This window comes from Corynebacterium sp. HMSC068H04, from assembly GCF_001811255.1.
GTDB lineage: Bacteria > Actinomycetota > Actinomycetes > Mycobacteriales > Mycobacteriaceae > Corynebacterium > Corynebacterium hesseae.
Genome location: NZ_KV803996.1, coordinates 44,417 through 68,441 on the forward strand (window position 1 = coordinate 44,417; position 24,025 = coordinate 68,441).

A 24,025-nucleotide genomic window follows, 5' to 3' on the forward strand; every position below is an offset into this window, starting at 1 on the left:
GATCGGGAACAGGGCAAGGCAAGTGCTAAACTCTCTCCTCATGCGAAAATCCGATACACGTACCGCGGCCGCGCTCAGCGCGCTGGCCTCGGTCATCGTGATCGGAGTTTTCTCGTTTTGGGGTGGATTCGCCCGCCGCTGGATCTCCGACGACGGCCTGATTGTCCTGCGCACTGTGCGCAACCTCGAGGAGGGAAACGGGCCCGTCTTCAACGCGGGCGAGCGCGTCGAGGCGAATACCTCGACGCTGTGGCAATACCTGATCCTCCTCGTGCGGTGGGTAACGAACGCCCCGCTGGAATCCATCGCCGTCAACCTGGGCCTCGTGCTGGCGGTTGCGGCGATGGTGCTAGGGGCGTGGGCCACGGCACGCGCCTTCTTCCGCTCGGGCCAGTTTGCCGCACCGCTGGTGGCTCCCGCGGGTGCGCTGGTGGCTCCCGCGGGTGCGCTGGTCTACCTCGCGCTGCCCCCGGCCCGTGACTTCTTCACCTCCGGGCTCGAATGGGGCCTGTCCATCTTCTACCTCGCGGCCCTGTGGGCGCTGCTGCAGCACTGGGTGCAGTCCCGCGATAGCGCCAGCGCCTACTGGCTAGCGCTGTGGGCCGGGCTGTCCTGGCTCGTGCGCCCGGAGTTCGCGCTCTACGGCGGACTGGCCGGCCTGCTGCTCTTGGCGGCACACCGTAAGTGGAAGGCGTGGCTGGGCATCCTCGGCGCGGCCCTTCCCATCCCCGCGGGCTACCAATTCTTCCGCATGGGCTACTACGGCCTGGTGACTCCGCACACGGCGGTGGCCAAGTCGGCGTCGTCAAGCGCGTGGGGCAGCGGCCTGAACTACCTGAAGGATTTCGTGGGGCCTTATGCCCTGTACCTGCCCGTTCTCGTGCTGGCGGGTGCGGCGTTGTGGACCTTCCGCGCCCAGCTGCGCCCGGCAGCGCTGCGCAGCGCCACGACCGTGACCTACCTGATGGTCGGGGCGGCGGCGGTGCACGTGCTGTACGTGCTGCGCGTCGGCGGTGACTTCATGCACGGACGTATGCTGCTGCTGCCGCTCTTCGCCGCCCTTCTCCCCGTTTTCGTGCTGCCGCTCAAGGGTCTTGTGTCTTCGCTCGCGGTGGCCTTCTGCGCGGTGTGGGCATTCATCATCGTGCTGCGCGGGCATCCGACGGATTGGGATGCCTATGAAAAGCCGCTGTCCATCGTGGATGAGCGTGATTTCTGGACCTATGCCACCCACCGCGAGGCGGGCCACCCGCCGCGCTCGGCGCGGGATTACCTGGGGATGAAGTTCATGCGCGGCTACGAAGAAGCCGGCGAGAAACTCGTTGGCGGAGATGCCCTGGCCACCATCTATGTGGAGGATAAAGAAAAGGACCTGCTCAACTGGCTCACCGTTCCGCGCGAGCCGGGAATGAACGAGCCACCGACGGTGTACTTGGTGAACTTGGGCATGACGTCGATGAACGCGCCGCTCAATGTCCGGGTTCTTGACACGATCGGTCTGGCCACGCCGATGGCCGCGCGCATGCCCCGCGAGGAAGGCGGGCGCGTGGGCCACGACAAATCCCTCGAGCTGGAATGGCAAGCAGCACTCACGGGCGCGGACATCGAGTATCTCCCGCCGTGGTATGACAAGGACAAGACCCGCCAGGCGCGCGCCGCGCTGGACAGCCCAGAAGTGCAGGAACTCATCGCTTCCTATAGCGCGCCCCTGACGTGGGAGCGCTTCCGCGCGAATCTAGCTTTCTCGCTGACCTCGGGGCGCACGCTCATGTTGCCGTCTGACCCGAGCGATTATCCTGTCCATTAGCTTGGTGTGAGCTGGGGAGCACCCCCATGGGTAGGCGAAAATTGCCAGGGTGCGTTACGCTAAACAAGATTCTTGTTATTGATCTGTAACTATCGCTGGCGTGTTGGCGATGTAGTAGTGGCAGTAAAAACGTTAAGGAGAAACATGAGTTCACTAAGCTCTGGCCTGCGGACTCGGGTCCTCTCAGTGGTGGCAGTCATCGCTGTGGCTTTGGGTCTGGTAGTGACCGCGGGTACGCAAGAAGCATCCGCCGCCAACCGGGACTGGCTGCGTGGCGACGCCACCGGTGCCTGCGAGTGGGACCGCGTCGGCTACTGGGTACAGCGCTGCGACGTGTGGTCCCAGGCAATGGGCCGCAACATCCCAGTGCAGATCCAGCCGGCTAAGAACGGCGGCAACGCAGGTCTGTACCTGCTCGATGGCCTGCGCGCTACCGATTCCACCAATGCCTGGATCAATGACGTCAACGCCGCGCGCACCTATGTAGACCACAACATCACCCTGGTGATGCCGGTGGGTGGCGCAGCGTCCTTCTACGCGGACTGGAACGGCCCGGCCACCTATGACTTGGTCAAGCCGGTCAACTACCAGTGGGAAACCTTCCTGACCCAGGAACTGCCGGCCTACCTGGAGGGCAACTTCGGAGTGGCCCGCAACAACAACTCAGTTGCCGGCCTGTCCATGGGCGCTACCGCTGCCATCACCCTCGCTGGCAAGCACCCGGAGCAGTTCCGCCAGGCGCTGTCCTACTCCGGCTACCTCACCACGACCTTGCCGGGCGCTCAGACCTTTATGCGCCTGGCGCTTCTCGACGCTGGCGGCTTCAACATCAACGCCATGTACGGGTCCATCATCAACCCGAAGCGCTTCAGCAATGACCCCTTCAATCTGATTCCGGAACTGGCTGCGAACGGAACGGATGTTTATGTCTCCGCCGCGTCCGGCATCCCAGGGCCGCTGGATCAGCAGCGCTACCGTCCGGAGCACATCGCGGCCGGCGTGGCCTTGGAAGGCTTTGCCAACGGCACCACCCGCCTGTGGGAGCTGAAGGCCCGCGCAATGGGCGTTCGCCTGCAGACGAATTACCCGGCGCAGGGCCTGCACAACTGGGAGCAGTTCGGATACCAACTCGAACGCTCCAAGCCGCAGGTGCTTAACGTAATGAACGCTTGGTAATCATCTCCTGCGTGGCCGCCGTGCTCTTGAGCACGGCGGCTTTTTCATAGACATGGTGGGCGTGTCCCCCTTCCCAAAGTCTCAAGTTAAACTTAAACTTGAGAACACATTAGACCGCTCACTACGCGTACGGTGGCGAGTTCCGCAGGAGGGGAACCTGCGGAGCCCGCTCGCGGTAGCGCGTGCCCTCATCTCGATTTACCCCTAACAAGGACTCTTCAATGCCGAACACTGCGTCAACTCAGCCCCGCCGGTCCACCAAGGTTTCCGGCCTGCGTTCCCCGTCCGCAGCCCGCAAGGGCCTGACCATCGCTGCACTGCCCACCGCCGTGGCCGTGGGCTTTGCGTTGCTGCCTATTGCAAACGCGCAGTCTTCCGGCTCTTCCAGCGACGGAATTACTGATCTTCTGGGCAGCTCCAACCTCTCCGATTCCTTCGCCCCGTCCAATCCGCCGCAGCGCACTCCGGTGGAGACCGAATACCCGAAGATCGAGGGCTTGCCGGAGGGCGTGTCCGTGTCCCGCGTTGAGTATCTGACCAACCGCCACCTCAAGGTCTACATCAAGTCCGCCGCCATGCCGGACAAGGAACAGGTCGTGCAGATCCAGCTCGCGCGTGACTGGTACTCCAACCCGGACAAGACCTTCCCGGAGGTCTGGGCTCTTGATGGCCTGCGCGCCCGCGACGACGAGTCCGGCTGGACCATCGAGACCAACATCTTGTCCCAGTACGCCGACCGCAACGTCAACCTCATCATGCCGGTGGGCGGCGAGTCCTCCTTCTACTCCGACTGGCAGAAGGAAGACAACGGCAGGCACTACATGTGGGAGACCTTCCTGATGAAGGAACTCATCCCGATCCTGGAGAAGGGCTACCGCTCCAACGGCAAGCGCGCCGTCACCGGCATCTCCATGGGCGGTACCGCCGCTGTCAACCTTGCTGAGCGCAACCCCTGGGCCTTCAAGTACGTTGGCTCCTTCTCGGGTTACCTCGATACCACCACCACCGGCATGCCGGAGGCCATTACCGCCGCGCAGGCCGATGCCGGCGGATTCACCTCTACCAACATGTGGGGTGACCTGTACTCCCAGGATTGGATCGACCACGATCCGAAGCTGGGCATCGAGAACCTCAAGGACATGAAGGTCTATGTCTCCGCCGGTAACGGCAAGGATGACTACGGCCAGATCGGCTCGGTGGCCAAGGGCCAGGCCAACATGGCCGGCGTGGGCCTGGAGGCCATCTCCCGCATGTCCACCCAGACCTTCGTTGATTACGCTAAGCGCGCTGGCGTCGAACCAGTGGTTAAGTTCCGTCCGACCGGCGTTCACAGCTGGGAATACTGGCAGTTTGAGATGACCGAGGCATGGCCCTACATCGCTGATTCCCTTGGCCTGGACAAGAGCGACCGCGGCGCGGACTGCACTCCGGTCGGGGCCATTGCGGAGGCCACCAAGTCCGGCATCATCGGTAACTGCGTGAACAACGAGTATGACGTCGCCGAGCGCGGCAAGGCCCAGGACTTCCAGGCCGGTACCGCCTACTGGTCCCCGGAGACCGGCGCACACGCCGTGATCGGCCGCATCGGCGCTCGCTACTCCGAGCTCGGTGGACCGACCTCCTGGCTGGGCTTCCCGACGACCGGCGAGGAAAAGACCCCCGACGGCCGCGGCCGCTACGTCCACTTCGAGCACGGCTCCATCTACTGGACCCCGGAGACCGGCGCTTGGCCGATCCCGAAGGACTTCTTCGACGCATGGGGCAAGAACGGCTTCGAGGGCGGCGACCTCAAGTACCCGGTTGCCGAGGCACGCAAGGTCGGCGACGGCCAGGTCCAGGACTTCGAGGACGGCGTGCTGACCCGCAACCCGGACGGTTCCTTCCACATCGTGCACGGCGCCATCGGCGCGAAGTACAAGGAGCTGAAGGCTGCTGAGTCCGAGCTGGGCTTCCCGGTTGGTGAGGAAAAGGCCGTCAACGGCGGCTTCTTCCAGGAATTCGAGCACGGCAACATCTACTGGTCCATGGACTCCGGCGCGCACTACATCCTCAAGGGCAAGATCTTCGACGAGTGGGGCAAGCACGGCTGGGAGCAGGGCGAGTTTGGCTGGCCGACGGAGGACTACACCTCCATTCCGGCCGGTGGGCTGACCCAGTCCTTCCAGCATGGCGTCATCCGTGAGGTCATGGGCCAGGTCCAGGCGGATAAGAAGTAGGAGAATCGCCATGCGTCTTTTCTCCGCGCGTCCCGCCGCGGCAGCCGGTGCAGCGACGCTGCTCGCCGCCGGTGCCCTGTTGAGCGGTTGCGGTTCCGCCACCGTCGAGGAGGGCGAGGCCACCGACACCTCCGTGGCGCCGTTGGAGCGTTCCTCCGCGGCGAGCGGTGGGGCGGCGGCAAGCTCGGCGTCAGCTAGTGGGGCGTCGGAAAGCTCTTCGTCGGCGTCGCGCACCGAAGAGGAACAGGACGGGGAGCCGGAAGACCGCGGCGCACGCGAGATCTCCGAGATCCCCGCCCCCGCTCCCGCGCAAGGCCCAGACCAGGACTTCCTGGCTGCGGTGGCGAAGGCCGGCGTCAACGTCGACGGCGTGGAAGACCAAGTGGTGGGTGCCGCGCAGGCCTCCTGCCAGGGCGATGCCGTCACCGCACCGGCAGTGGCCGGACAGCTCATCGAGCAGGGCCGCACCGAGCTTAGCCACGAGGAACTAGTCCGGCTCATCACCGAGCAGGGCCGCAAGCTCTGCGCTCAGTAACGTGGCAGGGATTTTCCAGACAATCCCGTGCCTTCTCGAGGTAGAAATTTCTTCATGCGTAAAACACTTACCGTCCTTGCCGTCGTTGTTCTCCTCGCCGTGATTGGCGGGGGAGCGGTCCACTTCCTCAACACCCGTGAGGAAGGAGAGCAAGGAAACCTTGCGGAGCCCGCCCCCTCCCAGGGGGAGGGCGAAGAAAACGCAACCCCCGAGCAACCGGATTGGTGCCCGCGCGTGGAGTTCATCTCCGCGCCGGGAACGTGGGAATCCGCCGCGGACGATGATCCGATCAACCCGGGGGCGAACCCGAACTCCTTCATGCTGTCGATTACGAATCCGCTGAAGGAGGCCTACGTTCCCGAGGACGTTAAGGTGTGGACGCTGCCGTACACCGCGCAGTTCAAGAACATTAACGCGCAGCACGAGATGAGCTACGACGATTCCCGCAACGAGGGCACCTCGCGCCTGGAGGGCGAGCTGACCTACATGTACGAGACCTGCCCGAACACGAAGTTCATCCTGAGCGGCTTTTCGCAGGGCGCGGTCATCGCGGGTGATGTGGCGGACCGAATCGGCGGCGGCAACGGGCCCGTGCCCGCAGAGAGCGTGGTGGGTGTCGCACTCATCGCGGACGGGCGGCGCCAGGACGGCGTGGGCATTAACCCGGGCGCGCACGTCGGCGGCGTGGGCGCGGAGATTGCCCTGCAGCCGGTCTCAACGTTGATTCAGGGCATCGTCCCGGGTGCCACGATGCGCGGTGAGCGCGCCAACGGTTTCGGGGCGCTGGCGGACCGCACCTTCCAAATCTGCGCGCCGAATGACTCCATCTGTGATGCACCACTGGACGTCAGCAACGGCCTCGAGCGCGCCCGCGATCTTATCGACGCCAACGGCGTCCACGCACTGTATGCCTCTAATCCGGACACCATCGAAGGCACCACGGCCAACCAATGGGTGACGCAGTGGGCCAAGGACACCATCGACGCACAATAGCGCTTGGCGACGGCCTCCGTACGCCACCGCACCGCGCGCCATGTAACGGTCGGCGTAGTCCTTCTGATATTTTTAATGTCAAAAGTACGTGAAGCAGGGGTATGTGCCCCGCTCTACCCTACGAAGGAGCTTTCCCACATGGACTTGAAAGCCTTGATCGGCCAGTTCTTCGACGAGAAGGGCAACATCGCCCTGCCGCCCCACCTCACGTTGGCGGGCCTTGCTGAACACGTCTATGCCGCGGAGCAACAGGCGGGTATCCCGGACCGCCCGGTCATGCGCCAATGGGTCTATAGCGATAACCCGGAGGGAACGCCGCGCGATGTCACCCGATCCCAGGTCAATACCCGCATCAAGGCAGTGGCTGCGCGCCTGCAACAGGTAGGCAAGATGGGGGACCGCGTGGCGATCCTCGCGGGTAACTCCCCCGAGTACATCTTCGGCTTCCTTGGCGCGATGTACGCGGGCATGACCCCGATCCCGCTCTATGATCCGAACGAGCCCGGCCACACCGACCACCTGCGGGCAGTCTTTGGTGACGCAAACCCGTCGATCGTTCTGACCAATAACATCTCGGCCGCCGCGAACCGTGCATACTTCTCGGACCGCCCGGCGGCCGAGCGCCCGCGCATCATCTCCATCGACTCCCTGCCGGATTCCCTGGCGCAGAGCTGGGTGAACCCGCTGGAGACGGAGGAAGGCAAGGCGGCCCTGGCCGCGCTGCAGACCGCGCCGGTGGACCACCCGGCCTTCCTGCAGTACACCTCCGGCTCCACCCGGACACCTGCGGGCGTGCTGCTGACTAACCGCAACATCATGACCAACGTTCTGCAGATCTTCACCGCGGTGCAGATCAAGCTGCCAGCGCGCGTGGTGTCCTGGCTGCCGATGCACCACGATATGGGCATCATCCTGGCGGTCTTCGTGACGATTCTGGGCCTCAACCTGGAAATCATGACGCCGCGTGACTTCGTGCAGCAGCCCAAGCGCTGGATTGATCAGCTCAAGCGCCAGCCCATCGATGAGCAGCTGCAAGGTACCTATGCCGTGGTTCCGAATTTCGCCCTCGAGCTCGCCGCGCGCTACGGCGCCCCGGCCGAGGGGGAGAAGCTGGACTTCAGCAACGTCGATGGCATCGTGATCGGCTCGGAGCCGGTGACCGAGTCTGCGGTGAATTCCTTCTGGGAGACCTTCGGCAAGGAAGAGTTTGGCCTGCGCCGCGATGCCCTGCGCCCGTCCTATGGCATGGCGGAGGCTTCGTTGATTGTCACCACGCCGCAGACTCCGGAGCGCCCGGTCATTTCCCACTTCGACCGCGACCGCTTGGCTGAGGGTGAGGCGGTCATCGTGGAGAAGTCCGCGGACTCCGTGGCCTATGCCTCCTGTGGCCAGAGCGTCGTGGCCCAGCACCTGACCATCGTGGACCCGGAGACCAAGACCGAGCTGCCGGATGGCCGCGTGGGCGAAATCTGGCTACACGGCGAGAACCGAGCCGCCGGCTACCTGGACCGCGCGGAGGAAACCGCCTCGACCTTCCACAACACGCTGGGGGAGCGCTTGGCGGAGAGCACCCGCGTGCCGAATGCCCCGGAGGACAATAACTGGTTGGCCACCGGTGACCTCGCGGCAATCGTGGATAACCAGCTCTACATCACCGGTCGCCTCAAGGACCTCATCGTGGTCGCAGGCCGCAACCACTACCCGCAGGACATCGAGGGCACTGTGCAGGAGGCCTCGGGCCACGTGCGTGCGGACTCCATCGCGGCCTTCTCCGTGGAGGGCGGCAGCACCGAGGAGCTCGTCTTGCTCATCGAGCGCGCCGATGGCGCCAACCCGGCCGATGACGCCGCCGCGTCCGAAGCCATCCGCTCCGCGGTCTCCGCGAACCACGGCGTGACCCCGGCGGTCATCCAGTGGTTTAACGCAAACGAGATCAAGCGCACCTCCTCGGGCAAGATTGCCCGCCGCGTGGCCAAGAAGATCTACCTCGCTTCCTAAAGCCCACGCCGCTTAAACCCCCGTTCCCGCGCTACTGCGGGGCGGGGGTTGCTGCTGCCTGTGGGTATGTCGGTTATGAAACCCAAGTTAACAAAGTGAGATAATTGGTCGATAACCCCTATGTACGCTTCGACGTGCGCGCTTTTGTGCTGCGCAAAATCGAATACAGAGTTAGATATTTTTTAGTCCGCGTAAGAAAGCTAGAGATTTATGACCGTTGAAGAGCTTCGTGGCTGGTTGCGCACCTGGGTCGCGCAGACCACCGGCCTGTCGGCAGAGGAAATCACGGACACCAAACCGCTGGAGAATTTTGGGCTGTCCTCGCGTGACGCAGTGGTCCTTTCCGGCGAATTAGAGAACCTCCTCGGCATTAAGCTCGAGCCCACCGTGGCCTACGAGTATCCCACCATCGCGCAGCTGGCTGAGCGCCTGGTCAACGGTGCAGCCGCTGCAGGGGAGAGCGCGCCGAAGGAGGCGTCGCCACGCCCGGCCACCATCGCGGGCGGTGACATCGCCGTCATCGGTTACGCTGGCCGCTTCCCGGGCGCCAAAAACGTTGATGAGTTCTGGACCATGCTCGTCGAAGGCCGCGCTGGCACCGGCCCGCTGCCTGTCGGGCGCTGGTCGGAATACTCTTCCGATCCCATTACCAGCGAAAAGATTGAGCAGCAGAACACCGACGGTGGCTATATCGAGGACATCGCTTCCTTCGACCCCGAGTTCTTTGGCCTCTCCCCGCTGGAGGCGGCCAACATGGACCCGCAGCAGCGCATCCTCATGGAGGTCTCGTGGGAGGCCCTCGAGGACGCCGGCGTGCCCGCCAACCAGCTGCGCGGCACCGCCACCGGTGTCTACATGGGCTCCACCAACAATGACTACGGCATGCTCATTACCGCCGATCCGGCCGAGATGCATCCCTATGCCATGACGGGTACGTCCTCGGCGATTATTGCCAACCGCCTGTCCTACGCCTTCGATCTGCGCGGCCCTTCCATCAACGTGGACACCGCGTGCTCCGCCTCCCTCGTGGCGGTCAACCAGGCGGTCAAGGACCTGCGCGTGGGTGCGGCTGATACGGCACTCGCCGGCGGCGTGAACATCTTGGCCTCGCCGCACGCCTCCATTGGCTTTAGCGAGCTGGGAGTTACCTCGCCCACCAGCGCCATCCACGCCTTTTCCGATGATGCCGATGGCATCGTCCGCGCGGATGCCGCGGGCGTGCTCGTGCTCAAGCGCCTCGAGGACGCCGAGCGCGATGGCGACACCATCCACGCCGTCATCAAGGGCACCGCGGTCAACTCCGACGGCCACTCCAACGGCCTGACCGCCCCCAACCCGGAGGCACAGGTCGACGTCCTCGAGCGCGCCTATGCCGACGCCGGCATCCGCCCGCAGGACGTGGACTACGTCGAGGCCCACGGCACCGGCACCATCCTCGGTGACCCCATCGAGGCCACCGCGCTCGGTCGCGTGTTGGGCCCGGGCCGCCAGGCCGCGAACCCGACCCTGCTGGGTTCTGCCAAGACCAACATCGGCCACTCCGAGTCCGCCGCCGGCGTGGTGGGCCTCATCAAGGTCATCGAAGGAATGCGCCACGGCGTCATCCCGCCGAATATCAACTACGCGGGCCCCAACCGCTATATCGATTTCGACGCCGAGCACCTCGAAGTGGTCGAGGATCCGCGCGAATGGCCCGAATATTCCGGCCAGAAGGTCGCGGGTGTCTCCGGCTTCGGCTTCGGCGGCACCAATGCCCACGTGGTGTTGACCGACTACCGCGGGCTGACCCACCAGGACGCCCCGCAGGTCGCCATCGGCGAGGGGCAGCCAGTGGCCCTGCCGGTCTCCGGCCTGCTGCCCTCCCGCCGCGCCGCAGCGGCTTCCGACTTGGCGGACTATATCGAGGCAGAGAACCCGAACCTGCTTTCCCTGGCCCGTACCCTTGCGCGCCGCAACCATGGGCGCTCGCGTGCGGTAGTGGTGGCGTCGTCCAGCGAGGAAGCTGTCAAGCGCCTGCGACAGGTCGCCGAGGGAACCGTCTCCGTGGGCATCGCCGCGGCGGATTCTCCCTCCGTCCACGGCCCCGTCTTCATGTACTCCGGCTTTGGCTCCCAGCACCGCAAGATGGCCAAGGACATGATTGAGATCTCGCCGCTGTTCAAGGAGCGCCTGGAGGAGCTCGACGCCATCGTGCAGCGCGAATCCGGCTGGTCCATCCTGGAGCTGGTGCACGACGACGCCCAGACCTACAACACCGAAACCGCGCAGGTGGCCATCACCGCCATCCAGATAGCGCTGACGGATCTGCTCGCCACCTTCGGCGTGCGCCCTGCCGGCGTTATCGGCATGTCCATGGGTGAGATCGGCGCGGCCTATGCTGCGGGCGGCATCACGGCGGCCGACGCCATGCTCATCGCCTGCCACCGCGCACGCCTGATGGGGGAGGGCGAGGCCTCGCTTCCCGACGATCAGCAGGGCGCCATGGCCGTCGTCGAGCTCTCCGCCGAGGAGATTGACGCCCTTCCGGGTTCCATCGAACCTGCCGTGTACACCGGCCCCGGCATGACCACCGTCGGTGGTCCGCGCGAAGAGGTCCTCGCGCTGGTGGAGCGCCTCGAAGGCGAGGGCAAGTTCGCCCGCGCGCTCAACGTCAAGGGCGCGGGCCACACCTCCGCCGTCGACCCGCTCCTCGGTGAGCTCTATGCGGAGATCGCTGGCATCGAGACCCGTCCGCTACACACGACGCTCTTCTCCTCCGTGGACCGCGGCAAGGTCTACCGCCCCGGTACGGTGCTGCACGATGAGGACTACTGGATCCGCATGACCCGCAAGCCCGTCTACCTGCAGGACGCAGCGGAGGCAGCCTTTGCGGCGGGCCACATGCAGATCGTTGAGATTTCCCCGAACCCGATTGCGCTCATGGGCCTGATGTCCACGGCCTTTGCTGCGGGCAAGGCGGATGCGCAGCTGCTCTACAGCTTGAAGCGCAAGGTGGATCCCACCGAGTCGCTGTTGGATCTGCTGGGCAAGCTCTACGTCGCGGGAACTCCGGTGAACTACACTAAGGTCTTTGGCTCGGGCGCGCTTGTCGCCGCCCCGCATACCCGCTTCCGCCGCCAGCGTTTCTGGACCAACGCTCGTCCCTCGTCGGGTGTGTCCGGCCTGCCGGGCGCGCGCGTGACGCTGCCGGAGGGCGCGGTGGCGTTCTCCACGAACGCTGACCAGGCGCCGAGCGCGCTGGCCATCCTGGAGGCCGCCGCCGAGGCCGTCACCCCGGGCGCGCACATCGCGGCGAGCGAGGAGCACCTGGATCTGCCCGCGAAGGGCGAGGTCACCACCATTGTTCGCCGCACGCTGGGCGGGCTGTCGGTGGCGGTGCACTACGTGGATGGAGCGACCACCAAGCTTGTTGCGGAAGGTTTTGCCTCGACCCTTAACCTTGCAGAACCCACCCCGACGGCCGAGCCGAGCCTGCCGCAGGCCGTGACCGCGCCGCAGTTTGCTGACCCCGACGTAGGGGTCGACGCCGTGCGCTGGGACCCGGAGAAGGAGAGCGTGGAGGAGCGCTTGGCGCTCATCGTGTCGGAGTCCATGGGCTACGACGTCTCCGATCTCCCGCGCGAGCTGCCGCTCATTGATCTGGGCCTGGATTCGCTCATGGGCATGCGCATCAAGAACCGGGTGGAGAATGACTTCCAGATTCCGCCGCTGCAGGTGCAGGCGCTTCGCGACGCCTCCCTCGCCGACGTCATCACCATGGTCGAAGAGGCCGTGTCCGAGCAGCCCGATGCCGCAACCGCAAGCGCCGACGCGACCGCCGACGCACCCTCCGCGCTCACCGAGAGCGACGACACCACCCCAGACGCCTCCGCGGTGAGCGCGAAGGGCGGCGAAGGCGTGGGCGTTGCACCGCGCGATGCCTCCGAGCGCATGGTCTTCGGCACCTGGGCCACCTTCACAGGTACGGCCGCAGCCGGCGTGACCTCCGCGCTACCGCAGGTCAGCGATGAGGTGGCAGAAAAGATTGCCGAACGCCTCACCGAGCGCGCTGGCATCGAGGTCACTGCGCACCAGGTCCACGAGGCCGAAGCGCTGGAGAACCTCGCGGATCTGGTCCGCGAGGGCCTGGAGACTGAGGTCGAGGGCAACATCCGCGTCCTGCGCGAGGCCGATGGCCCCGCCGTCTTCATGTTCCACCCAGCCGGCGGCACGACCGTGGTGTACCAGCCGCTGACTCGCCGCCTGCCGGCGGATGTTGCGGTCTACGGCGTGGAGCGCATCGAGGGCAGCCTGGAGGATCGCGCTGCCGCCTATATCGAGGACATCCTGCACTACGCGCGCGGGCGCAAGGTCGTGCTCGGCGGCTGGTCCTTCGGCGGCGCGCTGGCCTATGAGGTGGCCTACCAGCTGCAGGAACGTCAAGCTCGCGGCGAGGATACTGCTGAGGTTGCCTTCATCGCGCTGCTGGATACCACCCAACCGGCCCACCCGGCACCGAAGACGCTGGAGGAAACCAAGGCCCGCTGGGGTCGCTACGCCGCCTTTGCCAAGAAGACCTACGGTCTCGACTTCGAGCCGCCCTACGAAATGCTGGAGACCGTCGGCGAAGACGCACTCATGGCCATGCTCGCCGAATTCCTCAGCTCCACCGATGCCTCCGAGCACGGCCTGTCCGCCGGCGTGCTGGAGCACCAGCGCGCATCCTTCGTGGACAACCAGATTTTGGGCTCGCTGGATATGGGAAGGTGGGCGTCGGTAAGCGTGCCCGTCATCCTGTTCCGCTCCGAGCGCATGCACGACGGCGCCATCGAACTCGAGCCTGCCTATGCGGAGATTAACCCGGACGGCGGCTGGGGCGTTATCGTGAAGGATCTGGAGATTGTGCAGCTGCCGGGCGACCACCTGGCGGTTCCCGACGAGCCCGCAATCGGTATCGTGGGCAAGCACATGGAGGAATGGATCGAGGAGAAGATTCGGAAGTGACTAGCACCGCTGACAAGCTAGCGGACCTACGCGAGCGCCTCGAGCGTGCCCAGGACCCCGGCAGCGAGCGCTCCCGGGCACGCCGCGACGAAGCTGGGCGTTCGACTCCGCGCCAACGCATCGCCGCGCTTCTCGACGAAGGCTCCTTCGTCGAAACCGGCGCCCTGGGCAAGACCCCCGGCGACCCGGACGCGATTTACTCCGACGGCGTGGTCACCGGCCACGGCCGCATCAACGGCCGCCCTGTCTGCATCTATGCCCACGACAAGACGGTGTACGGCGGTTCCGTGGGCGTGACCTTTGGTAAGAAGGTCACCGACATCATGGATTTGGCCATCAAGATTGGCTGCCCGGTTATCGGTATCCAGGATTCCGGCGGCGCGCGCATCCAGGATGCGGTGACGTCTCTGGCCATGTACTCCGAGATTGCCCGCCGCCAGCTGCCGCTGTCCGGCCGCAGCCCGCAGATTTCCATCATGATGGGCAAGTCCGCCGGTGGCGCGGTGTATGCGCCGGTGACCACGGACTTCATCATCGCCGTCGATGGTGAGGCGGAAATGTACGTGACGGGCCCGAACGTGATCAAGGAGGTCACGGGCGAGGAAATTTCCTCCCACGACTTGGGCTCCGCGCGCCAGCAGGAGCTCAACGGCAACGTGTCTGTCGTGGTGCCCTCGGAGGATGAGGCCTTTGACATGGTGCGCGATTTGTTGGACCACCTGCCGCTGACCTGCTTCGACGAATCCCCGGTCTTCGATGCGCCTTCTGATGAGGAGGTAGCCCAGGACACCGAGCTGGATTCCTTCATGCCGGATGATACGAACGCCGGCTACGACATGATGGACCTGCTCACGCAGCTTGGCGACGATGACGATCTCATCGAAATTCAGGAAAACTACGCCCCCAACGTCATTACCGCCTTTGGGCGCATTGATGGCAAGGCCGTGGGTTTTGTGGCCAATAACCCGATGCATTCAGCGGGTTGTATCGATGCGGATGCCGCCGATAAGGGCGCGCGCTTTATCCGTATTTGCGATGCCTACAACATCCCGCTGGTCTTTGTGGTGGATACGCCGGGTTACCTGCCGGGCGTGGACCAGGAGAAGGCGGGCTTGATTCACCGCGGCGCGAAGTTTGCGTTTGCCGTGGTGGAGGCCACCGTGCCGAAGGTCTCGCTGATTGTGCGCAAGGCTTATGGCGGTGCTTATGCCGTGATGGGCTCGAAGAACCTGACCGGTGATATCAACCTGGCGTGGCCGACGGCCCAGATCGCCGTGATGGGCTCGGCCGCCGCCGTGGTCATGATTGCGGGCAAGCAGCTCGAGGCCGCCGAGACCCCAGAGCAACGCGCGATGACGAAGAAGATGTTCATGGACTTCTACGACGAGACCATGACCGCGCCTTATGTCGCCGCGGAGCGTGGCTACCTCGACGGCATGATTAAGCCCTCCGAGTCGCGCTTGGCCCTGCGCCGCGCGCTGCGCCAGCTTGCCGATAAGCAGGAGAAGGACCTGCCCAAGAAGCACACCATCTCCCCGCTCTAGCGTCGTCTGAGCCAGGATAGAGTCTAAAGAAGGCCTGCGGATCGCGCTGAATTTTGTGTCTCGGCGTAACATGTGAGCCTGTTTTATCCGATAAGCCTAAAGACTAGGAATTCAATCAAAGGAGAAACCCAATGCTCTCTAGCGTTCTTGACCTCAGCGGTGACATCATCAACCTCGTCTTTATGCTGCTCAACCAGGCCGGCGTGGACGTTTCCGCCCTGAGCTCGAAGTAAGCCAGCGCTTCTAGCCCCTCCTTGCGGAGGGGCTTTTTTAATCCCAGACCGGGCTGGGTATGGGGACTGGCGGTCCACCGTCGGGAGGCAGCCACGCCATGCGTCCTTCGATGCGGTCGATACGCCCGCGATGCGTGGGGCGGGCGGGGTCATCGTCATTGATGGCGTTGTGGTACTTGCACAGCGGCACGAGGTTGTCGAGGTTGGTCGGCCCGCCATCCTGCCACCTTCTGATGTGGTGCATCTGGCATTCCGCGGCGGGTCTTGTGCAGCCGAGCCAAGCACACGTCGGATGCTCTGCACTGAGCAGGATTCGTTGCTTGTCGTTGGCGAAGCGGCTGCCGTAATACACATTGACCGGCCCCTCGACTGGGTGGAAGAGGGAGACGAAGCCGCGCTCGGCGAATGTGGTGCGAAGGAACTCCGCGCCTGTCATCGTGCCGCCGTCGGTTGCCTGCAGAAGGATGTCATCGCCCTCGCCCCGCACAATCTTGTCCAGCTGTTCGAGGCGCACAATGACGTGCGCGTGCAACGCCGGTTTTGGCGCGCCGCTGCCGGAAAAGACCTCGTGGACTGCCTTGAGCAGGTCCTCTGATGTGGCTTTGAGCGTACCCACTAAATTGGCAATCGCGCGCGGGCGGTCGGTGATGATGAGCTTGTGCATGCCGCCCGTGCTGCGTCGCACGCGGACGCCAGGTGTGGGCTCGGGTGTGAGCTCCGCGAGCCTGCGCTTCGCCACACGCGCGATCTCGCCTTCTGGGGTCGCACACAATTCCACTCGCAAGTCCCATGCCTGGCGCGAGTTCTTGACTCGCGCGACGTGTCGTTCAATCTGCAGCAGCGTATCCAGCGCATGGTTAGTCTCCCGCGCGCGGCGCTGCTTGGCGCTGAAAGCAGTCTGGCCAAAATACACGCGGTGGAGTCCCTCGAGCTGCCGCGCCACGCGCGGCGTCGCGCCCAGCGCCAGCATGTCCTCGTGCGTGTGCCCTGCGCACAAGGAGACGACGTGCATGCCGCGAGCGAGTACCCCGAGTAAGTCCCCCAACTTCATGCCTCACACACTAAACCGCCCCGAAGTACCCCGCAACCGGAACGCCAAACTCCCAGCTCAAACGTCCATTTGCAAGGGCGTAAAGGGGTGAAAGAAGGTCGACGGGTAACCGACTATGTCACAGATTCTAGGCGCGGGAGCGGGAAGCAAAGGCCGCGATGGCTCGCCAGCCAAAGAAGAACAGCGCCGACATTACGGTGGCCACGATGAGGAAGGACCAGTGCGGCAGGCGGCCGTTGACCAGCATCCACAGGGCCATACCGCCAATGATGGCGCTCAGCCACACGACGACGCCCTCCTTCCACAGGCCGCTCAGCTTCGTCGCCATGATGATGATCCAGCCCACGAGTGCGCCCACGGTCCACGGCCAGAAGGCATCAACCCACGAGCTAAAGCTCAGACCACCGTGCGCCAGGCGGGCGAAGATGGCGAAGAGGGCGAGAGCGAGGACGTCGATAAGCGGGGCAACGCGCATTTAGGATTCCTTCCGGTTCAACGCCGCGTAAGAAAAGCCATCGCGGGCGTAGTGGGCGAAGTAGATGACCCATCCAATGATAGTGATGAGCGCAAAGGAAATAAGCCGGTAGATGATGGCCGCGGAGGTGGCGTGCACCACGGTCAGGCCTGTCGCCACCAGAGGGGTGATGAGCGCGGCCTCCACCGTGCCCACGCCACCCGGGGTGACCTGCGCGGAGCCAGCCAGCTTCGCCGCGAGGAAGGCCAGGGCCACACCGGCCAGGGTGGTGTCATCGGCGCCGGCGCGCAGCCATGGGATCTCCCCGGTCACCGCCCACACGGATGCCCACAGCGCTGCCATATCGGCCAGGCGGTGAACCAGCGACGCCCCAGCAACCACAGCAAAGGGGCCGCGCGAAAGGTGGACCTCGCCCAGGTTGCGGACCTCTTGGATCGCACGGTCCCGCTTCGGGCCGGGCCGCAGCTTGCGCAGCCAGCGCTCAAGAGTTACTGGGTGCGAGGTCAACCAGAAAATGCCACCGAGGGCGGCGAGCATGAGGACAACCGTGGTGATGAGCGACCCCAGCGCCATATCCGCGTTGAGGAAAAACACCCCGCCCAAGCCAATGAGCGCGAGGAACATCGAGCTAATGATCGAGGACAGAAACAGGAAGTAACTGCACAGCGCCACCGACGCACCCCAGCGGCGCTGCACCTGGAAGGTGAGCAAAGCCGAAAAGGCAGGGCCCGCCGGCAGAGTCGTGGACCAGGCATTGGAGGCCAGCGTGATGGCATAGGTTTCGCGCAGTGGCACCTTGACGCCGCCTGCGCCGATGAGCCGCTTCATCACTTCCGCCATACCCGCGATGGACAGCAGTGCGAAGAACACCACCAGCACCACGGGGAAAGGCTCAGCGTGGCGCAGGCGGCGCAATCCCTCGGAGATGAAGTCCAGCTGGTCGCGGAAGAACCACGCCAGCGCGGCCAGAATCAGCAGGGAAATTATCCAGGTCAGCCAGTTCTTTTTCATCGACCATCCGTGGAATTGAGGCGCTTGACCAGCTCGGAGAAGGGGATGAGCTCCTCGTCAGTATCGGCGCTGCGGTCCCCGCGTACGGCGGCTTCGTTCGCCGTGCTTGGCGACGCCTCCTCAACCTGTTCTGCCGGAGTCACGGGAGAATGGGGCGCGTCGGCCTGCTCGGTGGACCCAGTCGAAGAACGCGGCTCGTCCCGCTCGGTAGTAACGGCGGGGGACGGCGCAGCCTGTTCAGTCGGTGCGGCCTCTTCGTTGTTCAGTACTGGGGCGGTGGGCACCGGCTCGGCAGCTGGGGAGTTCTCGCCGCCGAGGCGGTGGGTCAGGCGTGTGAGGAAGCGCGGGGCCCACCAGTTGTCCTCGCGCAGCAGGTGCATGACGGCGGGGACGAGGAGCATGCGGACGATGGTGGCGTCGATAAGCAGTGCAAAAATCATGCCGAAGGCGATGTATTTCATCATCACGATGTCGGAGAAGCCAAAGGCTCCCGCGACCACAATCATGATGAGCGCGGCCGCCGTGATGATGCCGCCGGTGTGCGCGGTACCCGCCGCGATGGCCTCGTCCGTGGAAGCGCCCCGGCGGCGGGCTTCTACCATGCGCGAGACTAGGAAGACCTCGTAGTCCGTGGACAGGCCAAAGACGATGGCGATGATGAGCACCAGAATCGGGCTCATGAGCGGACCAGCGGTGAAGTTGAGCAGGCCGGAGCCGAGGCCATCGACGAACATGAGCGTCAAGATGCCCAGCGTTGCACCCAGCGAGAGCAGCGTCATGATGATGGCCTTGAGCGGCAGGATGAAGCTGCCGAAGACCAGCGCCATGAGGATGAAGGTGGCCAGCACCACGTAGAGGGCCATCCAGGGTAGCGTGTCGAAGAGCGCGTCGAGGGACTCGACTTCCATGGCCGGGGTGCCGCCGACATAAAGCTCCACGCCGTCGGGTGCCTCAATGTTCTCGAGCTCGTGGACGATTCGTGCGTAGTCCTCGCGGTCCTGGATACCGGCGCCGAGGACGGTGGTGCCGTCGACGGTCGCGGTCTTCGGGCCCATTGGCTCGGTAAGGCCTTGGATGGAGCGGGCTTGCATGACGACGTCGACAAGCTGCTCATTCGTCGCGTTCTTCACCACCAGCTTGACCGGCTCGGTGCGGAAGGAGGGGAACTGCTCGTTGAACTGATCCTGCGCCACGCGCGCGTCTTGGTTGGGCGGCAGGTAGGTCTCGTTGATACCGCCGAATTTCACGCCCAGCACCGGCAGGGCCAGCGCGATGAGCAGGGCGCAGATGGCGGTGGTCATTAGACCCGCGCGGCCCATGGCCCAGCGTGGCATCCGGTACCACCACGTGTCCTCGATGCGGCGCCCGCGCCGCGAGGTCTTTCGCACAGTCCACTTATCGATATTGTGACCCAGCATGCCAAACAACGACGGCAGCACCATGACCGACAGGAGTGCGGCGAGGCCGACGGCGGAGATGGAGCCGTAGGCAACGGACTTGAGGAAGGCCTGCGGGAAGAGGAAGAGCCCGGAGAGGGACACGGCCACCATCGCGGCGGAAAAGACCACGGTCTGGCCGGCGGTGGCGGTGGTGATCGCCACGGCCTCCTTGGTATCGCGGCCCTTGTCCAGCTCCTCACGGAAGCGGGAGACCATGAACAGGCCATAGTCGATGGCCAGGCCCAGTCCCAGCAGCGTGACGACGGCCTGCGCGAACACGTTGACCTGCTGGAAGCCAGCCAGGATCGAGAGGATGCCCAGCGAGCCCAGGATGGACAGCCCGCCCACGACGAGCGGCATGAAGGCCGCGACGACGGAGCCGAAGACGATCAGCAGCAGCAGCCCGACGAGCGGCAGAGCGGCCTTCTCCGCGCGGGAGATGTCCTTGGACATGCCCTCATCCAGCGCGTCAGCCACGGCGGTGGCGCCCGCGACCTGCACGGGGACGTCGGCAGCGTGCAGCGAATCCTCGATGACGCGGAAGTCCTTGAGAGTCTGCTCGCCGTCGCCCTTCAGACCGATGGCGGCGAAGGCCGTGGAGTGATCCTGCGTGATGAGGTTCGGGTTGCGCTTATCAAAGTAGCTGGTCACGGAGTCGATCTGCTCCGGGTGCTGCGCCTTGAGCTCATCCAGGAAGGCCTTGGCTTCGGTGGCGTGGGCATCGGGGTCATCGAAAAGCAGGATGACGTCGCCGGAATTGTCCCGGCCGAAAGTCTCGAGCTCGATCTGCGCCGCGCTTGTCGACGCCGCCGAAGGATCCTCCCAGCCCTCCTGGCTCATCCGGTCACCCAGGCGGGTGCCGAAGCCGAAGAAGAGGCCGAGGATGAGACCCACGATGATGAGCGGGATGACCTTGCGGTGGGCATAGGAGAAGCGGCCCCAAGAATAAAACATGCGGCTCCTAATTGTGCTCGGGCGCGCGGTCCGGCAGCAGCGCGGACAGCGGGCGGAAAGGCTGCAGCCAGGCGCCGCCTGGAGGCAGGTTGTCCAGGTTCACGCGCGGCAGCGGTTCGCGGAAGACACCCTCGATGTCTTCGAGGTCGACGAACTCGATATCGGGATGGGTCAGCGCCCAGGAGGTGTGCTCGTGGAATCCAAGCACGCAGGTGGGCAGGCCGGAAGCGGAGAGCTGCTCAAGCAGGTGCTGGAAGTTCTGGCCGTCGGCAGAAGCCACGATGACACCGGAGAGGTTCTCGCGGTTGGCCTTGATGTATTCGACCATGTCGGGGTCGACATCATCGTCCTCGTGGAGCTTTGGCTTGGCAAACACGGCGAAGCCGACGTTGCGGATGGCCTCGACCCAGGGGCGGATGACGTCGGCGCCGCCGGGGCTGACGTTGGTGAAAACGGCGGCCTCAGGGGTGGCGTCGTTATCGAAGGCCAGGTCCACCAGCCAGCGGCCGATGGCGTCGAAACGCGGGCGGTAGGCGGCGGTGGGGCGCCCCCCGAGGATGGCGCCGAGCCCCATGTCCATGTTGGGTGCGTCCCACACCAGAAGGTAGGTTCCGGCCATTACTTCTTCTCCCACAGGTACTCGGTGATGACGTGTTCCTTATCCAGGCCTTTGCCCTCAAACTTGGTGATGACCTGGCGGTCGGTGAGGATGGGGCACTCCGGCCAGGGCCAGCCCTTGTAGTCGAGGGAAGGCTCGACCTCGACGAGCTCATTAATCCACTCGGCGTAGCCGGCGTGGTCGGTGGCCACGTGGAGCACGCCGCCGGGTTTCAGGCGGGAAGCAAAAAGATTGAGCGTGCCGGATTGGATGATGCGCCGCTTGTGATGGCGGGCCTTGGGCCACGGATCCGGGAAGAAGATGCGGATACCGTCGAGGGACTCGGGCGCGAACATGCGCATGAGAACCTCGATGCCATCGCCGCGGACCATGCGGATGTTCTCAATATCGTTGCGCACGATGGAACCTAGCAGCTTGGCCAGGCCCGGCTTGTAGAGCTCGACGGCGATGATATTGGTGTCCTGCTCGAGTGGCGCCATGGCTGCGGTTGAGGTACCGGTGCCGGAGCCGATCTCGACGATGGTCTTCGCCCCCTCGCGGCCGAACCAGGCGGGTATGTCGAGGGGTTCGTCGGCAAGCAGGCGCCCCAACCGTGGCCAGTGCTCCTCGAAGAGGGCGTTCTGGTTGTCGGTGAGGGTGCCGCGACGGAAGGTCACGTTGCCGAGGCGTGGGTAGTCCAAATCATTGTTGAACTCGGCGTTGAAATCCGTCTGGAGGCCGCGGCCGTGAGGCATCTGCGCGGCGGGATTCTGGGAAGAGTCTGCGCTATTCATCAGTTGACATTGTTCCCTTAAGCAGGGGTGAGGGGCAACGTGCCGCGCCGTGGAGGGTGGAGGGGCGCCTCGGTGGAGGCCACACAGGACGCCGTGGGGGTAGCGGGACGGGCGTACGGGATGGGTGATCCACAGAAACGAAACCCCCGTATGGGGGCGATTGAGGGCGGTGGGTGCCACATTTCACACTCCGCTGTCCTCGACATAGTCGATATGAACTGGGTGGATATAACCGGGGTGGCGGGCATTACACATTCTGTCATCACCAGTGTCCGTACTCTGGTTGGTGAAACGTCGTTGGGGGAACCTTCGGCGAAATAAAGCACCCTGGCCACACCGACCACAGGAGAATGTGAGATGACCGCAACTATTAAGGGCCTTGTAGGTGAACTGCCCACGAAGAACGAGAAGCTTATTTCGTGGATCAGTGAGAGCGTCGAGCTCTTCCAGCCGGAAGAGGTCGTCTTCGTAGACGGCTCCCAGGAGGAGGCTGACCGCCTCGCCGCCGAGCTAGTGGAAAAGGGCACCCTGATTAAGCTCAACGAGGAGAAGCGCCCGAACTCCTACCTGGCTCGCTCGAATCCTTCGGATGTTGCCCGCGTGGAGTCCCGCACCTTCATCTGCACCGAGACTGCTGAGGACGCTGGCCCGACCAATAACTGGGCCCCGCCGGCAGCCATGAAGGAAGAGATGACCGAGGCCTTCCGCGGCTCCATGAAGGGCCGCACCATGTACGTCGTGCCGTTCTGCATGGGCCCGATTAGTGATCCGGACCCGAAGCTCGGCGTGCAGCTCACCGACTCGGCTTATGTTGTGCTCTCCATGCGCATTATGACCCGCATGGGCCAGCAGGCCCTGGACAAGATCGGGGACAATGGCGACTTTGTCCACGCTCTGCACTCCGTGGGCGCCCCGCTGGAGCCGGGCCAGGAGGATGTCGCCTGGCCGTGCAATGACAAGAAGTACATCACGCAGTTCCCGGAGACCAAGGAGATTTGGTCCTACGGCTCCGGCTACGGCGGAAACGCCATCTTGGCCAAGAAGTGCTACGCGCTGCGTATTGCTTCCGTCATGGCGAAGGAAGAGGGCTGGATGGCAGAGCACATGCTCATCCTGAAGCTCACCAACCCGGAGGGCAAGAAGTACCACATCGCGGCCGCCTTCCCGTCCGCCTGCGGTAAGACCAACCTGGCCATGATTACCCCGACGATTCCGGGCTGGTCGGCTGAGGTCGTGGGCGATGACATCGCGTGGATGAAGCTGCGCGAGGACGGCCTGTACGCCGTCAACCCGGAGAACGGCTTCTTCGGCGTGGCACCGGGCACCAACTACGATTCCAACCCGATTGCCATGAAGACGATGGAGCCGGGCAACACCCTGTTCACCAACGTCGCGCTGACCGACGACGGCGATGTCTGGTGGGAGGAAATGGGCGAGGCCCCGGAGCACCTCATCGACTGGCATGGCAACGACTGGACCCCGGCTTCGACCACCAAGGCGGCTCACCCGAACTCCCGCTACTGTGTGCCGATTACGCAGTGCCCGTCCGCTGCGCCGGAATTTGATGACTGGAAGGGCGTCAAGATTGACGCCATCCTCTTCGGCGGCCGCCGCGCCGATACCGTCCCGCTGGTGACCCAGGCCTTCGACTGGAACCACGGCACCATGATTGGCGCCCTGCTCTCCTCCGGCCAGACCGCTGCCGCCGAGGGAAAGGTCGGCGCCCTGCGCCACGACCCGATGGCCATGCTGCCGTTCATGGGCTACAACGCCGGTGACTACTTGCAGCACTGGGTAGATATGGGTGAAAAGGGCGGCGACCGTATGCCGGCCATCTTCCTGGTGAACTGGTTCCGCCGCGGTGAGGACCGTCGCTTCCTGTGGCCGGGCTTCGGCGAGAACTCCCGCGTTCTCAAGTGGATTGTGGACCGCATCGAGGGCAAGGTCGACGCCGTCGAGACCGTCGTGGGCCACACCGCCCGCCCGGAGGATATCGACCTCACCGGTATCGACTTCGACATCGAGGACGTCCGCGAGGCCCTTTCCGTGAACCCGGCCGATTGGGCTGGTGACATGGAAGACAACAAGGAGTACCTGACCTTCTTGGGCTCCCGCGTTCCGTCTGAGGTGTGGGACCAGTTCACCGCGCTCAAGGAGCGCGTTGAGTCTGCCTCCTAATCTTCGCTGTTAAACGGATGCTCCCCTGCGGGGGAGCTTT

15 protein-coding genes are annotated in these 24,025 nt (G+C 64.4%); 9 read left to right on the forward strand and 6 right to left on the reverse strand.

Annotated elements, in window-relative coordinates; translation table 11 throughout:
* The first annotated feature begins 40 nt into the window (after nucleotides 1–40).
* From HMPREF2792_RS06220 to HMPREF2792_RS06255, 8 genes are all read left to right on the forward strand, one after another.
* Nucleotides 41–1,807 carry an arabinofuranosyltransferase AftB family protein gene (locus HMPREF2792_RS06220; RefSeq protein WP_070531874.1) on the forward strand — a complete coding sequence of 589 codons (1,767 nt, stop codon included), beginning with the start codon at nucleotides 41–43 and terminating at the stop codon, nucleotides 1,805–1,807.
* 144 nt (nucleotides 1,808–1,951) lie between these two features.
* Nucleotides 1,952–2,983, forward strand: a complete 1,032-nt coding sequence (locus HMPREF2792_RS06225; RefSeq protein WP_070531877.1) for an alpha/beta hydrolase — start codon at nucleotides 1,952–1,954, stop codon at nucleotides 2,981–2,983.
* A gap of 302 nt (nucleotides 2,984–3,285) precedes the next feature.
* Nucleotides 3,286–5,199 carry an alpha/beta hydrolase-fold protein gene (locus HMPREF2792_RS06230; protein WP_369815760.1) on the forward strand — a complete coding sequence of 638 codons (1,914 nt, stop codon included), beginning with the start codon at nucleotides 3,286–3,288 and terminating at the stop codon, nucleotides 5,197–5,199.
* A gap of 10 nt (nucleotides 5,200–5,209) precedes the next feature.
* Nucleotides 5,210–5,734 (forward strand): DUF732 domain-containing protein, encoded by a 525-nt coding sequence (locus HMPREF2792_RS06235; RefSeq protein WP_070531881.1) that lies wholly within the window; start codon nucleotides 5,210–5,212, stop codon nucleotides 5,732–5,734.
* 54 nt (nucleotides 5,735–5,788) lie between these two features.
* Complete coding sequence (locus HMPREF2792_RS06240; RefSeq protein WP_070531885.1) at nucleotides 5,789–6,727, forward strand: cutinase family protein; 939 nt, start codon at nucleotides 5,789–5,791, stop codon at nucleotides 6,725–6,727.
* 138 nt (nucleotides 6,728–6,865) lie between these two features.
* Nucleotides 6,866–8,725, forward strand: a complete 1,860-nt coding sequence (locus tag HMPREF2792_RS06245; RefSeq protein WP_070531888.1) for a FadD32-like long-chain-fatty-acid--AMP ligase — start codon at nucleotides 6,866–6,868, stop codon at nucleotides 8,723–8,725.
* Between the two features lie 210 nt (nucleotides 8,726–8,935).
* A complete protein-coding gene (locus HMPREF2792_RS06250; protein ID WP_070531891.1) occupies nucleotides 8,936–13,708 on the forward strand; it encodes a type I polyketide synthase in 4,773 nt (1,590 codons plus the stop codon).
* Nucleotides 13,681–15,252, forward strand: a complete 1,572-nt coding sequence (locus tag HMPREF2792_RS06255; RefSeq protein ID WP_070531894.1) for an acyl-CoA carboxylase subunit beta — start codon at nucleotides 13,681–13,683, stop codon at nucleotides 15,250–15,252. Before HMPREF2792_RS06250 ends, HMPREF2792_RS06255 begins: the two co-directional genes overlap by 28 nt.
* Nucleotides 15,253–15,522: 270 nt before the next feature.
* On the opposite strand, the gene HMPREF2792_RS06260 is transcribed toward HMPREF2792_RS06255, so the two are convergent.
* The 6 genes from HMPREF2792_RS06260 to trmB all read right to left on the reverse strand — a co-directional run bounded on the left by HMPREF2792_RS06260 (nucleotide 15,523) and on the right by trmB (nucleotide 21,807).
* Nucleotides 15,523–16,536 carry an HNH endonuclease signature motif containing protein gene (locus HMPREF2792_RS06260; protein ID WP_070531898.1) on the reverse strand — a complete coding sequence of 338 codons (1,014 nt, stop codon included), beginning with the start codon at nucleotides 16,534–16,536 and terminating at the stop codon, nucleotides 15,523–15,525.
* Between the two features lie 127 nt (nucleotides 16,537–16,663).
* The gene (locus tag HMPREF2792_RS06265) at nucleotides 16,664–17,011 is read right to left on the reverse strand and encodes a DUF3054 domain-containing protein (protein ID WP_070523783.1); all 348 of its coding nucleotides are present in this window, start codon (nucleotides 17,009–17,011) and stop codon (nucleotides 16,664–16,666) included.
* Nucleotides 17,012–18,022 carry a lysylphosphatidylglycerol synthase transmembrane domain-containing protein gene (locus HMPREF2792_RS06270; protein ID WP_010188581.1) on the reverse strand — a complete coding sequence of 337 codons (1,011 nt, stop codon included), beginning with the start codon at nucleotides 18,020–18,022 and terminating at the stop codon, nucleotides 17,012–17,014. It abuts the gene before it with no gap.
* Nucleotides 18,019–20,415 carry an MMPL family transporter gene (locus HMPREF2792_RS06275; RefSeq protein ID WP_070531901.1) on the reverse strand — a complete coding sequence of 799 codons (2,397 nt, stop codon included), beginning with the start codon at nucleotides 20,413–20,415 and terminating at the stop codon, nucleotides 18,019–18,021. The genes HMPREF2792_RS06270 and HMPREF2792_RS06275 overlap by 4 nt, the downstream gene beginning before the upstream one ends.
* Before the next feature lie 7 nt (nucleotides 20,416–20,422).
* Nucleotides 20,423–21,034 carry an NYN domain-containing protein gene (locus HMPREF2792_RS06280; RefSeq protein ID WP_070523775.1) on the reverse strand — a complete coding sequence of 204 codons (612 nt, stop codon included), beginning with the start codon at nucleotides 21,032–21,034 and terminating at the stop codon, nucleotides 20,423–20,425.
* Nucleotides 21,034–21,807 (reverse strand): tRNA (guanosine(46)-N7)-methyltransferase TrmB, encoded by a 774-nt coding sequence (gene trmB / locus HMPREF2792_RS06285; RefSeq protein WP_070531906.1) that lies wholly within the window; start codon nucleotides 21,805–21,807, stop codon nucleotides 21,034–21,036. The genes HMPREF2792_RS06280 and trmB overlap by 1 nt, the downstream gene beginning before the upstream one ends.
* Before the next feature lie 357 nt (nucleotides 21,808–22,164).
* Between trmB and HMPREF2792_RS06295 the strand changes: the two genes are divergently transcribed.
* Nucleotides 22,165–23,985 carry a phosphoenolpyruvate carboxykinase (GTP) gene (locus tag HMPREF2792_RS06295; protein ID WP_070531911.1) on the forward strand — a complete coding sequence of 607 codons (1,821 nt, stop codon included), beginning with the start codon at nucleotides 22,165–22,167 and terminating at the stop codon, nucleotides 23,983–23,985.
* Nucleotides 23,986–24,025: the final 40 nt, after the last annotated feature.